Annotated in this window: 9 protein-coding genes; 6 read left to right on the plus strand and 3 right to left on the minus strand. The window is 44.8% G+C overall.

Annotated elements, in window-relative coordinates:
- Positions 1-9: 9 nt before the first annotated feature.
- Complete coding sequence (locus ACGHAV_RS12290; RefSeq protein WP_390380982.1) at positions 10-1,164, minus strand: benzoate/H(+) symporter BenE family transporter; 1,155 nt, start codon at positions 1,162-1,164, stop codon at positions 10-12.
- A gap of 204 nt (positions 1,165-1,368) precedes the next feature.
- On the opposite strand from ACGHAV_RS12290, the gene ACGHAV_RS12295 reads away from it, so the two are divergent.
- Entirely contained in the window at positions 1,369-1,959 is a 591-nt protein-coding gene (locus ACGHAV_RS12295; protein WP_390380985.1) for a helix-turn-helix domain-containing protein, read from the plus strand.
- An 82-nt stretch (positions 1,960-2,041) separates the two neighbouring features.
- Here ACGHAV_RS12295 and rdgC read toward each other — a convergent pair whose 3' ends face one another.
- Both rdgC and ACGHAV_RS12305 read right to left on the minus strand, forming a co-directional pair.
- Positions 2,042-2,953, minus strand: a complete 912-nt coding sequence (rdgC, locus tag ACGHAV_RS12300) for a recombination-associated protein RdgC (protein ID WP_390380987.1) — start codon at positions 2,951-2,953, stop codon at positions 2,042-2,044.
- A gap of 87 nt (positions 2,954-3,040) precedes the next feature.
- Positions 3,041-4,771, minus strand: coding sequence for an ATP-binding protein (locus tag ACGHAV_RS12305; protein ID WP_390380990.1), 1,731 nt, complete (start codon positions 4,769-4,771; stop codon positions 3,041-3,043).
- Between the two features lie 240 nt (positions 4,772-5,011).
- On the opposite strand from ACGHAV_RS12305, the gene phoB reads away from it, so the two are divergent.
- From phoB to ACGHAV_RS12330, 5 genes are all read left to right on the plus strand, one after another.
- Positions 5,012-5,701 carry a phosphate regulon transcriptional regulator PhoB gene (gene phoB, locus ACGHAV_RS12310; RefSeq protein WP_334015409.1) on the plus strand — a complete coding sequence of 230 codons (690 nt, stop codon included), beginning with the start codon at positions 5,012-5,014 and terminating at the stop codon, positions 5,699-5,701.
- Positions 5,702-5,766: 65 nt separating this feature from the next.
- The gene (phoR, locus tag ACGHAV_RS12315) at positions 5,767-7,068 is read left to right on the plus strand and encodes a phosphate regulon sensor histidine kinase PhoR (RefSeq protein ID WP_390380994.1); all 1,302 of its coding nucleotides are present in this window, start codon (positions 5,767-5,769) and stop codon (positions 7,066-7,068) included.
- 68 nt (positions 7,069-7,136) lie between these two features.
- Positions 7,137-8,165: a PstS family phosphate ABC transporter substrate-binding protein gene (locus ACGHAV_RS12320; protein WP_390380997.1), complete on the plus strand. Its 1,029-nt coding sequence runs from the start codon at positions 7,137-7,139 to the stop codon at positions 8,163-8,165.
- Between the two features lie 428 nt (positions 8,166-8,593).
- Positions 8,594-11,386, plus strand: coding sequence for a hypothetical protein (locus ACGHAV_RS12325; protein ID WP_390380999.1), 2,793 nt, complete (start codon positions 8,594-8,596; stop codon positions 11,384-11,386).
- 117 nt (positions 11,387-11,503) lie between these two features.
- Complete coding sequence (locus ACGHAV_RS12330) at positions 11,504-14,152, plus strand: TonB-dependent receptor domain-containing protein (RefSeq protein WP_390381002.1); 2,649 nt, start codon at positions 11,504-11,506, stop codon at positions 14,150-14,152.
- Positions 14,153-14,186: the final 34 nt, after the last annotated feature.

The raw sequence follows: 14,186 nt of genomic DNA on the forward strand, positions 1-14,186 counted from the left end.
TGCATGCCTTTAAGGCTTCTTCTTTTGAACCAATAACAGTAATAAGCCCAACGTTAGCCCCCACACTGCTGACGTGATAGAAAATAAGCTAAACCCTGATGCAGTGCAGAGCAGCGTGATTAACGCCGGAGCGCGATGCTGCTCTATTTCTACACACTTTGCTAGTGCACCCTGTAAGGTGCCCAATAAAGCTAGCCCGGCAAGCAGATGAATTATAATAACGGGCATACTCACAAATAAGCCAACCACCACTGAAGCAAGTAGCCCCATCAATAAATACCCTATGCCCGCGGCGATGGCTGCTTTATAGCGCTGCGATTCATCTTGGTCTGCTTGTTCTCCCATGCACAGTGCAGCAGTGATTGCCGCTAGATTAAATGTAAACCCTCCTAATGGCGCCAATAAGCCTTGAACAAGCGCAATGCCTGATAGAATAGGTTTATGATCGGGGCGGTAACCGTGTGCATGATGTATAGCAATACCAGGTAAGTTTTGTGACAAGGTAGTGATAATAAACAGGGGAATAGCCAAACCCACTGTAGCCGATAAGGAAAAGTGGGGCGTAACCCAGACAGGCGAGGGAAGGGTGAAATGCAAGGCAGCGTTTGTTTCTGACTGAAAAAACAGGCTTATAACCAACGAAAGTGAAAGTAATACAAGCATTAAATAGTGCGGAAATAGGCGGCTTCCCACCATATATACAGCAAGAAATGTAGCAACGAGTAATGGCGCTTCATTCACATCACTAAAAATTGCTAAGCAAATAGGCAGCAAAATACCCGCAAGCAACGCTGATGAAATGGCCACAGGAATGCGACTTATTAGGGTTAAAAGGCGGCGACTCTGGGCGGCAACAAGAGAAAGCAGAGCACAGATGACAAAGGCACCTATACTTTCTTGAAGTGAATAATCACCTACACTGGTTAACAAAAAAGCGGCGCCCGGCGTAGACCATGCGGTAACGACAGGAAGCTTGGTAAGCCAAGAAAATACAATGCAGGTTGCGCCCATTCCGATACCAAGCGCCAGCAACCAGCTCACTACCATGGGCTCAGTTGCACCCGCACTTCGGGCAAGATCGATTACAATAACCACTGCACTGCTATAGCCTACGGTCACCGCCGTTAGACCTGCACTTATATGACTTAACTTCCAGTATTTCATGCTAATTCCTTAAAAGAACGCTTGAGACTTACGCTAGTATTGCTACAGTTGCTTTGTATTATGTGCGTTATAACGTACGTCTATTTCTGTAACTGTAGCATTTGTGCGTTATAGCGCACAACTCAAAATGGAAATAATAAGCAAAGAAAGAAAAAGCAGCAGCATAAACGATTTCACGAATACATTTGGTTAGCGAAAAGCATAATGACATCACAGAATCAAAACGACATCTCTGCGCGCATTGCGAGCCACCTTAAGGCACTACGAAAATCGCGAGGCCTCTCGCTTGATAAAACAGCGCAGCTTACCGGTGTGTCAAAAGCCATGCTTGGGCAAATTGAAAGAGGTGAATCTAGCCCCACTATCGCGACCTTATGGAAAATTGCTACGGGGTTGTCTGCATCTTTTTCATCTTTTATTACGCCTTCAGAAGGTGTAGTTGCTGATGATCAACATTCAGTAGATAACAAATTTTCAAACGACCCCAATATGGATGTGAAAACACTGTTTGCTTTTGATGAGTTAACACAGTTTGAAGTATTTGCACTAGTGCTTAGAAATAAACATGAACAGCATTCAACGGCTCACCAAGTAGGGGTAACTGAGCGAATTCATGTGACAAAAGGATGTTTAAGCGTTTTACAAAATGGCCAATGGGAAAAATATGAAGAGGGCGAACAATGCCTGTTACATGCAGACCAAGCCCATGGATATAGAGATGAAGTAGGCGAGACCCATTTTATTGCGGTTATCCATTATCCCAATGGGGCATGCGCTTCAAAAAGTGTCGATTAAAGTGCTGATTGCAGCAACATAATGGGCACGAAGCGTTGAATAAACTCGTGAATCACGCCTAGTGCCCGAAATTTGCGCTTAATTAAAGCGCAGTGTCATTCAAATTTAGCTCATCTCTTAAGAAGTTAAGCAGGGTAGTAATTTCTGCCGACATTAATGCAAACTCTGCGTCTAACCGTGCTTCAACCTGGTCTTTAGGTACATCATCGGTTTCTTCTTTAATGCGGTCAGTAAACTTAATGCGTTTAACCGCCCCGTCTTCACAAATAATAGCTGTCAACGTATCGGCATACTCAAAAGCGACCTTTTGAACCAGTTTTCCAGCATCTAAGTGAATACTAATTTCTTCGCTGTCTAACGGCTGGTTTTTACAGCGGATAACGCTGCCGGTGTCGTCGCTAGACTTCAACTCAGCTTCTTCAAGCAGTGAAATGCCCTCGGGTGTTGCGTCTGTAACCCAATGCGTCAGTTCGCTTTGTAGACTACGTCTGGCTAATGGCACTACGGGCAAAGAACCAATGGCTTTGCGTACCATCGCAAGAAAAGCTTCTGCTTTTCCGTCAGAAGAGGCATCAACAACTACAAGGTTGTCTGGTAACGAAATGAAACCGTGGGTATAGCTATTTTTAGTAAAAGCCTGCGGAAGTAAGCGCGTTTGGATTTCCTGCTTTAAGTCGGCTTTCGCTTTTTTACCAACAGGAGAGCCGGTTTCCATTTCGATCTTCGCAACCATCTCTTCTAACTCAGCATTTACCACCGCACCGGGTAAAATCTTTTCTTGTTTCTTAAGCGTGATCCAGAAACGCTGCTGGACTACGTGAAACATAGTGCCTTGTTTACCTGCTTGTGAAAACGGAGAAGCAAAGCCCATTGTTGCTAAGTCTTGACTACCACACGGACGAAAAGCATGTTCGCTTAACACGCGTTCAAGATCGCCTTCGTCGAGTGATAAGGGTTGGGTTAGTTGATAGGCTTTAACGTTTTTAAACCACATAGGTAAGCTGTCTCTTTGTAAAAGTGGGGCGCAAGCGTACCAACGTACGCTTAGCCGTGCAATTGAAAATAGGGGGGAGTTTTTTTATTAAGCGCTTCGAGATGGGAAGCGAATAGTGTACTTAAGGCCGTCGCCAACCGCGCTCTTGGCCTCAATTTGGCCATTAAGTGTTTGCGTGACTAAGTTGTACATAATATGCGTTCCAAGGCCACTGCCACCTTCGCCACGCTTGGTGGTGTAAAAGGCGTCGAAAAGCTTGTCTAATTCGCTTTCAGAAAGTCCTCTGCCGTTGTCAGCATACTCAATAACAACATCGTTCTTATTTTTGCTGACGTCGAGTTTTATTTCGCCCGTCTCTTTGTTTTCGAAGCCGTGAGTTAGGGAATTAACCACCATGTTCGTTACAATTTGAGCAATAGCACCAGGTGCGCAGCTTACCACTAAGTTCTCTGGGCACGTAACCTCTATAGTGTGCTCGGTATGTTTAAAGCTGGGCTTTAACGACTGAATAATTTCTTGAATATAGTTGCCTAAGATAAACTCTCGCTCAGTTTCGCTAGTTTGGTCGACGGCAACCTGTTTGAAGCTGGCAATTAGGTCAGAAGCCCGTTCTAAATTGCTAAGCAGCAATAAAGCAGTTTGTTCTGCCTCGTCAATAAAGCTAGCCATATTCTTGCTGGTTAGGCTTTTATCTTCAAAATCGGTTTTCAAATTGTTTAACCGCTCTTGAAGAAAACTAGCCGCCGTCACACTTACCCCAAGCGGGGTATTAACATCGTGTGCAATACCCGCTACTAAACCACCAAGCGACGCCATTCGTTCACTTTCGACCAGTTGTTCTTGCGCCTGATTTAGCGTGTCCATGGAGCTGGCAAGCTCTTCATTTCGTTTGCGCAGTTCAGCTTCAATGTACTGACGGTTTTCATTTTCTTGTCGCAATTCACGTTGGTGGGCTATTAGTTCGTCTTTTTGCTGCTCTAAGTCCAACATTATTTGTGAAAGCGATGCAGTTTTCTTGGCGACTTCTTGTTCTAAAATTAGGTTTTGATCGTCAAGTTTCTTGTTTGCCAGCGTTAACTCGTCTTGCGTACCTTTCAACTTGTTGTTCGACACTATTAAGTCGTCGATTACATGGTTATACGATTCTTTTAATTGAAGTAACTCGTTATCTTCATCTAGCTGTATCGTGAGCTTACTCTCTTCAGGATGATGTGGGTCAAAGTTACCCATTTGTTCCGTCATCTTTTGCAGCGGCTCTGACAGCATGGTTTTGAATGCGGTCATAAACAAGAATACAAGGAAGGTGGTTTTCACCAATGCGTTGCCAATAAGAAAGAAAACACCTACTTCAATACGACTAAAAATGGTGTCGAAGCTGGAATAAAGCGTTACGTCACCTACGGTGGACTCTCGCCCTGAAAACTTAAAAACAAGGGGGAAACTGTAGCTGAATACACCGCCAGGGTGGTCTTCTATTAATTCTCTATCGATAGGGGCAGAGGAGCGTTGCGTGCGGATGCCGTATTCGGCAATGTAATTGCCGTTTTCACCTCGTACCTGCAGCCCTTCTACAATGGGAAGCGACATAAGGCCTTCGGCGATAGCTCTTACTTGGTCGTTGTTAAGTTCCCACAACGCCCGCGTAAGACTTGACGAAAACGTGTTTTTTAGTGTTTGAAGTTCACCTTCTACGTGGTTTTTTGTACTCAAGTATTCAGTGAAAATTTGACCAACGGTGACTATTAGCGTTAGAGAAAAGTACACCGATAGTACTCTTGCTAATAGTTTCCTTGATAACCCTGTCTTTACCGCAGCCATCGATAAACATACCCCTGTTTAGCATCGACACTATTAATTTACTTTCCAAGAATATGCGTAAACGTATGAATAAACAAGCCAATGCGATTAAACTTTGGTCACACCGTGTTGGGTTAATCATTGCGCCAGTCACTGTTTTATTTTTGTCCACAACTTGACACATTTGTGTAATCCATTTAATAAAACTGTCACACACCGCATGAATAATAACGGCGTTTTAACATGATCAGGAAAATATCGATGTCTCGTACAGTATTGGTGGTTGAGGATGAAGCGCCTATTCGTGAAATGCTAAAGTTTGTGCTTGAGCAGTCTGGCTTTAATATTATTGAAGCTGAAGATTTCGATATCGCACAGGAAAAAATTTGCGAGCCTTACCCAGATTTGATTTTGCTAGACTGGATGTTGCCGGGTGGCAGCGGTGTACAGTTGGCGAAAAGCCTAAAGCAGCATGAATTTACCAGAGACATTCCAGTAATTATGCTAACGGCGCGTGGTGAAGAGGAAGATAAAATTCGCGGTTTAGACGCTGGCGCGGATGATTATGTCACTAAGCCGTTTTCGCCAAAAGAGTTAGTGGCGCGAATTAAAGCGGTAATGCGCCGTGTAACGCCTACTTCAAATGAAGAGCCTATTGAGTTTAACGGCTTGAAACTTGAGCCTGTATCGCATCGCGTTATGGCCAACGATGAGCCGCTTGATATGGGGCCAACAGAGTTTAAGCTTCTTCACTTCTTTATGACGCACCCAGAGCGCGTATATAGCCGAGAGCTTTTACTCGATAACGTTTGGGGTACAAACGTTTATGTGGAAGACAGAACGGTAGACGTACACATCCGACGTTTACGCAAAGCTATATCTCGTAACGGTCATGATGCTATGATTCAAACTGTGCGCGGCGCGGGATACCGTTTCTCGACAAAGCTGTAACAAATAGGAAGTGAGGATCAATAGTCACTTCCTCTGTCTTTTTTGCAACAAATAAGAGTTTATTCATGTACTACCCATTCTCTTGGTTGAGAAGCTGTTTACGTTTAGTGCTTTTCCTTGTGGTGTTTGCACTAATTGGGTGGTATTTGGACGACATGGTCTTCGCGGTAGCAGTAGGCGCTACCGTTCTGCTTATTTTCAACTATTGGCATCTTTATAAGCTTAATCGCTGGCTATGGCACAGTAGAAAAATGTCGCCACCTACAGTACGCGGCGTATGGGAACACATTTATGAAGGTATTTATTACCTTCAGCGTCGCAACAGAAATAAGCGTAAAGAACTTGGTGAACTAGTAAAGCGTTTTAGAGAAGGGTCAGAAGCACTTCCTGATGCCGCAGTCGTTGTTGATTCTAAAGCGTGTATTATTTGGTGTAATAGACTGGCGCGTTTGGATTTGGGGCTTAAATGGCCGCAGGATTCAGGCAGAAGAATCGATAACTTAATACGCCACCCTGAATTTATTCAGTACTTTCACGAAGGGAATTATAAATACCCTATTGAAGTACCATCGCCCACAAACCCGAATAAAACCTTCGAATACCGTATTATGCCCTACGGTGAAGAGCACCTACTTCTTATTGCGCGTGATGTTACCCGCGTCTCGCAGTTAGAAGAAATGCGTAAAGACTTTGTGGCGAATGTATCCCACGAGCTTCGCACGCCGCTAACGGTAATTAATGGGTATCTAGAGATATTGCCTGTTGATGAAGAGGGCGACCCGTTCATGCAAAAAGCCATGAAGGAAATGTCGTCACAAACCCATCGAATGCAGAACTTAATTGAAGATTTGCTGGTGCTCTCAAGAATTGAAGCGAGTTCTGAGCGTATTTACGAAAATGTCGTTAACATGCCCGCTGTGCTTTCTCAGATAGAGCGCGAGGCACAGGCACTGAATAAAGAAAAGCAGCATACTATTCGTTTTCATATCGACCCAGAGCTTTATGTGTTTGGTGTGGAAACTGAACTGCGAAGTGCCTGTTCGAATTTAGTATTTAATGCCGTACATTACACACCGTCTGGCGGTGAAATTAACGTGCACTGGCGACGCAGCGATACTGGCGTGCACTTTGATGTTGTTGATAATGGTGACGGCATAGAGTCTAATCATTTGACCCGCTTAACAGAACGATTCTATCGCGTTGATAAAGCGCGCTCTCGTAAAACCGGCGGTTCAGGATTGGGGCTATCCATTGTAAAACACGTATTAAGTCACCATAATTCTCGCTTAGAAATATCGAGTGTAGTGGGTGAAGGAAGTACTTTTGCCTTTGTACTTGATAACGAATTAATAGCCGAACAGCTGTAACGACATTGTACTTAATAAGTGTACTTTAAATAGCATGCTTTGATGTTGTACTTGAACGAGGTACGTTAATGAAGCGGTTTACTCTTAGCTTTTCACACATACTATGCACGGTGATAATTGCTTTTTTCTCGCAAGCAGTATTAGCGCAAAATCTGTCAATTGGGGAAGCGCAAACTACCGAAAACGTGGAAACTAAAACAGCCCCCATATACAACGTTCCGTCATACTCACGCATCCCTGGCGTTGCAGGTAAAATATCCTCCGTTGGTTCAGATACCCTCGCGAACTTAATGACGTTCTGGTCTCAAGAGTTTAAAACGCTTTACCCGCAAGTAGGGTTTCAAATACAGGCATCAGGGTCTTCTACGGCGCCTCCTGCTCTTATTGAAGGCACTGCAACGATAGGCCCAATGAGCCGCGAATTAAAACCCAGCGAAATAAGAGACTTCACTCGAGTGCACGGTTATCCGCCTACCGTATTAAAAGTAGCCATGGACGCCATCGCTATTTTTGTTGATAGACGAAACCCAATATCGGGCATGACCCTTCAGCAAGTTGATGCGGTTTTTTCTCAAACCCAATACTGTGGTAGCGACACCAGAATAGAGCAGTGGTCCCAGCTAGGGGTGGATGAAGTGGGCTACCGCAGCCCTATTAGAACCTACGGCCGAAACTCGGTATCGGGCACTTATGGGTTGTTTAAGATAATGGCCTTGTGCGATGGCGACTTTAAAAATACGGTGAATGAACAACCCGGCTCAGCATCGGTTGTACTGTCTGTGGCCAGCGGTACCGGTGCCATAGGCTATGCGGCATATGGCTATAAAACTGCGGGGGTGCGCGCCGTTCCATTAGGTGAAACACTCGACTCACTTATTCCGCTTTCTATTGAAACGGTAAGAAATGAAAGCTACCCATTTGCGCGCTTTCTTTACTTGGTTATTAATAAAAAGCCTGGCGAACCTCTGCCTACCTTAGAAAGAGAGTTCTTGCGGTTTATTTTGTCAAAAGAAGGACAGGCGCAAGTAATTCGCGATGGCTATTTCCCTATTCGAGAAGATGTATTGCTTCGTCAGCGCAGGTTGCTTGATGAATGAAAAGCATTAACCCTTAACGACTCAAAATCATCAACGATATACATTTAACTCAAGGTTTTCTCGTCGCTTAGAACAGGTGTGAAACTCTGCTCATACCGATTCTTGCTGTCATAATAGCTTCACAAATTAAAAAGTAATATTCGCAATTGACCTGCTGTTTGCAGTTAAAAAGAGGTGAGGTGTGTAACCAATATCATGCCGCATTCAATTAGGTTGTATAATCTTCATTCTGGTAAGTTATAGAAAAATAAACAAAAATTAGGGATTTACTTTGTATTAAGCGTCTATTGTGTAGTTTTTTAGTCCAAAATAGAACTTTTTCTATGAAACTTTTGTTACAGCGCAGTAATGTAACAAATGTGTCATCTACCTTAGGTAAAGTTTCCGCGTTTTCAAAATCCATAATTATACCGTACTTGGAGAAACACATGGAACTTAAGCAACTTTTTAAAGCTTCAGCGATTGCTACTGCGCTTGTGCTAGCAGGCTGTGGCGGCGACATCAATATCAGCGAAGGCGATATTGATAATAGCGTTACTAATACAACCAACAATAATGGTAGTGATAATAGTGGTGGCGATACTGGCGGGGATACAGGTTCTACTGACACAGCTCCAGGTGAAGTAAGCTCTTTTCTAAGTGGCGAGGTTTCTGATGCGTTCGGTCAAACGGTTGAAGTACGCGTTCTTTCTGGTCGCTTAACAGCTGACGATGCTGACGATCAAGGCGTTATCACACTTACTAACGACAAAGTATGGGCGCTTGAAGGCCCAGTATTTGTTGGTAACGACAAAGCAGACAGCGTAACGCTAGCAATCGAAGAAGGTACAATCATCTTTGGTCGTACTGGCGCGGACTACCTTGTAGTTAGCCGTGACTCTCAAATTGAAGCAGAAGGTACGGCAAATTCTCCAATCATCATGACTTCATTTAATGATGTAGTTGGTGACGAAGTTGGCGCTGGCCAATGGGGTGGCGTGGTTATCCTTGGTAATGGTAACTCTACAAAATGTCCACAAGACGGTTCTGATTGTGCGCTTCAAGTAGAAGGTGCAGAAGAAGGTGCGGTATTCGGTGGTACTGACGATACAGACAGTTCAGGTATTCTAAGATACGTTGTTGTTAAGTACGCGGGTTTTGAAATTGCACCAGACAATGAACTTAATGGTATCACGTTCGGTGGTGTAGGTTCGGGTACAGAAGTTGATTATGTACAAGTACACAGCAACGCTGATGACGGTGTAGAATTCTTCGGTGGTGCGGTAAACGCAAAACACTTAGTGCTTACGTCTAACCAAGATGACTCAGTAGACTGGGACAATGGTTACAAAGGTAAGCTTCAGTATGTTTATGTTCAGCACGCAGCTGACAACTCTGACGCAAACCGTGGTATCGAAGGCGACGGCGACGGTGGTGACGGTCTAGAGTTCTCTAAGCCAATGATCGCTAACATGACGGTTATCGGTAACACTTTCGACACAGCTGACGCTGACTCTGAAGGTCTTCTACTTCGCGACCAAACTGGCGCAAACCTAATGAACTTCCTAATTACTGGCCCAGAAGCAATGGGCGAGTGTTTAGAAATGGACACAGACGAAACGGTTCAAGCTAACCTTTCTGATGGTGACCTAACCATGACTTACTCAGCTATTGCTTGTTCTGAGCCGTTCAACACACCTGAAGGTGCAGTTGATCTAGAAACTTGGTTTACAGGTCAAGAAGGCAATCAGCTAATCGCATTTGAAGACCGTGCAAACCTTGGTCTGAACCCAGATGGTACTTTAACAGCGCAAAGTGACCTTCTTACAGCCGGTGGCGATGCGTCAACATTGCTTGATACATTCTTTGAAGCAAACACATTCATCGGTGCTATTGGTGAAGATGACTGGCGTCAGGGTTGGGCTTTTGGTTTTGGTGGCGGTAACATCGAACTAGCACAATCTGCTTCTGGCTGTCCTTCAGGTACAACGTCAATTACCCCAGTAGACGGTTCAACCACTACGTGTGAAGTGTCTGGCACTATCACGTCTGACCTAACGCTTACAGCAGGTAACTTCTACGCGCTTTCAGGTGCAGTATTCGTAGGTGGCGACAAAGAAAACAGCGCAACCCTTACTGTTGAGCCAGGCGTTACCGTTTACGGTGCCTCGGGTAATGACTATCTAGTAATTAGCCGTGATTCAGAAATTAATGCAAACGGAACGGCTGCTGACCCAATCACTTTCACCTCTCGCGACCACGTCGTTGGCGGCCTTGAGGCGGGTGAAGCTGGTCAATGGGGCGGCATGATCGTTCTAGGTAACGGCGAATCTACTAAGTGTCCTCAAGACGGTACCGATTGTTCACTTCAAGTAGAAGGTGCACAAGAAGGTGCAGTGTTTGGCGGAACTGACAACACAGATAGCTCTGGTACTCTTCGCTATGTTCGCGTGATGCACGGTGGTTTTGAAATTGCACCAGATAACGAACTAAATGGTATTACGTTTGGCGGTGTGGGTTCTGGTACTACTGTTGAGTATGTACAAGTTCACAAAAACGCAGATGACGGTGTTGAGTTCTTCGGTGGTGCAGTAAACGTTAAGTACCTTACGCTAACTGGCATTCAAGATGACTCAGTAGACTGGGATAACGGCTATGTAGGTAAGCTTCAGTTTGTACTTGTTAAGCACGCTGAAGACAACTCTGATGCTAACCGCGCAATTGAAGGCGACGGTGACGGCGGCGACGGTACTGCGTTCTCTAACCCAATGGTTGCTAACATGACTATCATTGGTAACGAGTTCGACACTGCTGATGCAGATTCTGAAGGTGTTCTACTTCGCGACCAAACTAATGCACAACTTTACAACTTTGTTGTAACTGGTCCAGCGGGTATGGGTGAGTGTTTTGAAGCAGACCTAAGCGATGGCGACACTACGCTACTTGCTAACATGGACGGCACAAATACTCCGCAGCTTACTTTTGAAACGTCTGTATTAGCTTGTGCAGAAAACATCAAAGATTCTGGCGACTTTAGTCAAGAAGCTTGGTTCACTGCGCAGACAGGTAACAGCTTACTTGATAACACTGCAACGGTACTTGACGGTATCTACACAGTAGATGCAACTGTAGCGACAGACGTATCGACGCTAGACAGCTTCTTCTCTTCAGTGGACTTTATCGGTGCGGTTAAAGACGCTGATAACGACTGGACAGCAGGATGGACTGTTGGCCTTGAATAAGGCCCAGTTCGCATAGCCAAAAACAAGCAAGTGCGTTGCAAAAGTGGCGCACTTGCTTTTAAGTTTGTAAGACACGAATAACTTTCGTGAAAGTATTCCTTTCTAAAGAGGTTCATCATGAACAGACCTGCTAACAGGTTTCTTCTAAAACCCATCAGCTTAGCCGTTGCTGCAAGCATTGCGCTTCCAACGTCTATGGCTTTCGCTCAATCGAATGAAGAAGAAGTGATTGAGGAAGTTGTCGCGACCGGTACACGTCTTAAAGGCACGGCAACGGCAGTAATGGAAGAACGTAAAAATCAAGCTTTCGTGGCTGATATAATGGGTGCAGAGCAGATCGCTCGTACAGGTGACAGTGACGCTGCTGGTGCGCTTCGTCGTGTAACTGGTCTAACGCTGGTAGATGGACGTTTTATCTACGTTCGTGGTCTGGGTGAGCGTTATTCATCAACACAGCTAAACGGTGCAATTGTTCCAAGTCCTGACCCTACGCGTAACGTAATTCCTCTTGACTTGTTTCCGTCGAGCATTATTGAAAGCCTAGCGGTTCAAAAGTCGTATTCTCCTTCAATGCCAGCGGCATTTGGAGGTGGTAACGTAGATATTCGCTTGAAATCTATACCTACCCAGCGCGTTTTCAACGTGTCAGCTGCGTTTGGAATTGATACAGAAAACTCTGGTGATGTTCTGGATTATGCTGGTGGCGGTCGCGATTGGACAGGTGAAGACGATGGAACACGTGCAGCCTCTGCCGCTATTCAAGACCGCTGGGATTCAAAGAATTTCTTAGACGATTTAGAGCCAGAAGAGGCACTAGAGTTGTTTAAAGGCACTAACAGAGAGTACGGCCTTGAAAAAACATCAGCCGATCCAGATATGCGCTTCAACGTTACCTTCGGTGACAGTTATGACTATGATGAAGACTGGCGTTTTGGCTTTTTGGTAACTTCACGCTACTCGGCCCAAACTCGCTCTTCTGACGAATACGAGCTACAAGACCCTGACTTAGTGGGCGATGACATTATCAATGTCCGCTTCTTCGACGATATTCAGGGCACCGAGCAAACTGTGACTTGGTCGTCGTTGCTAACCCTTGGTGTTGACTACAACCGCCAGCATCGTATTGATTACAGTCTTATTGTTCTAAACGATACACGTGATGAAATTCGCGAAATGTTTGGTAACACTGAAAACTTGAACCAAGCAGAAGGCTTGCGTATTCGAGATATTGACGTTCAGTACGAAGAGCGCTCGCTGTATACCAACCAGATTAAAGGTCAGCATACAATCCCAGAGCTAAACTTCATGGGGATTGACTGGACTTACTCACTAGGCCGCTCTGTGCGCCATGCGCCGGGTAACTTCAATGCTCGCTTCGTTATGGAAGATGTGAATCAGGACGGCATCTTTGACGATGAAAACGAAATCTTCTTATCTGATGCGCAAACTGCGGCTCGCTATACTTTCCAAAATCTTCACGATCGTTTGGAAAACTTTGGTTATAACGTGACTTACCCAATGTCATTGGGCAAGTGGGAAACAGAGTACAAAGTGGGCGCAAGCTTTGTAACCAAAACACGTACTGCTGAAAACCGTCGTTTCGACGTTAATACACTTGGTGTTGAAGATCGTTCGATTTTGGACGGTAACGACTTTAGCGAAATATTTAGCGACAGTGTTTTAGATACCCTATCGTTATCAAGCCGCCCAATTATCCGTGATACAACCATTGCAGGTGATGACTACGTAGCGGGTCAAAAAATTGATGCGTACTACCTTGAAGCTGATTTCTTCTATGACAATAAGTGGCGCTTCACGGGAGGTGTTCGTTGGGAAGACTTCCGTCAGGTGGTGGCTCCCTTAGATCCTCGTACTAACCAGTTTGATTTAAGCGATGAAGCAGATCGTTCACAACTAGCGTTCCAAGAGGATGGCTTTTATCCAGCGCTTGCTGTTACGTACTTCCTTGAAGACGATATGCAGCTACGTGCAAGTATCGGGCAAACGGTAGTTCGTCCTGACCTTCGTGAAGTCTCGTCAGCAACTTACCTAGATCCATTAACTAACTTCCCAATTGCAGGTACCCCTGGTGTTAGTACCACGGATATCATTAACTATGATTTACGCTGGGAATGGTACCGTGAAGCAGGTAACAACGTATCGGTAGGTTTATTCTACAAAGATATGGAAGCACCTATCGAATCAGTGCAGTCTCCGGCTCAGGATGGTCCTCCGCTTATTCGTATTGCTAATGCTGAATCTGGCGAAGTGTACGGTGTTGAAGTTGAATTCCTGCAGGACCTAGCCTTTATTGGTGACGGTATTTGGGACAACTTGTTTACTACTGGTAATATCACCATCAGTGATTCAGAAATTGTGTTAGACCGACAAAATATCGTTGAGCAAACCGGTGTTTCTGCGGCAATTACTAATGTTGAGCGTCGTATGACGGGGCACTCTCAGTATGTACTTAATATGCAGTTGGGCTATGACTCAGACAACGGTGAACACTCAGCGTCACTTGTTTACAACGTATTTGGTGAGCGTATCCTGATTGCGGGTATTGATGGTTTCGATGATAACTTCGAACAACCATTTCATTCACTTGATATGGTTTACAAGTACTACCCAGACTTTAATAGCACTGTCACATTACGTGTTCAGAATATCCTAGGTGAAGATCGTGAAATTGAGTTCAACGATACGCTGCTTAGGTCTGAGACAAGGGGCACAGGTATTAGGTTGTCATTTAAATACGACTTCTAAACCTATACTTATGGAAAAGGCCGCTAGTTAGCGG

The sequence above is a fragment of the Alteromonas sp. MTD1 genome (genome assembly GCF_042848195.1).
GTDB lineage: Bacteria > Pseudomonadota > Gammaproteobacteria > Enterobacterales > Alteromonadaceae > Alteromonas.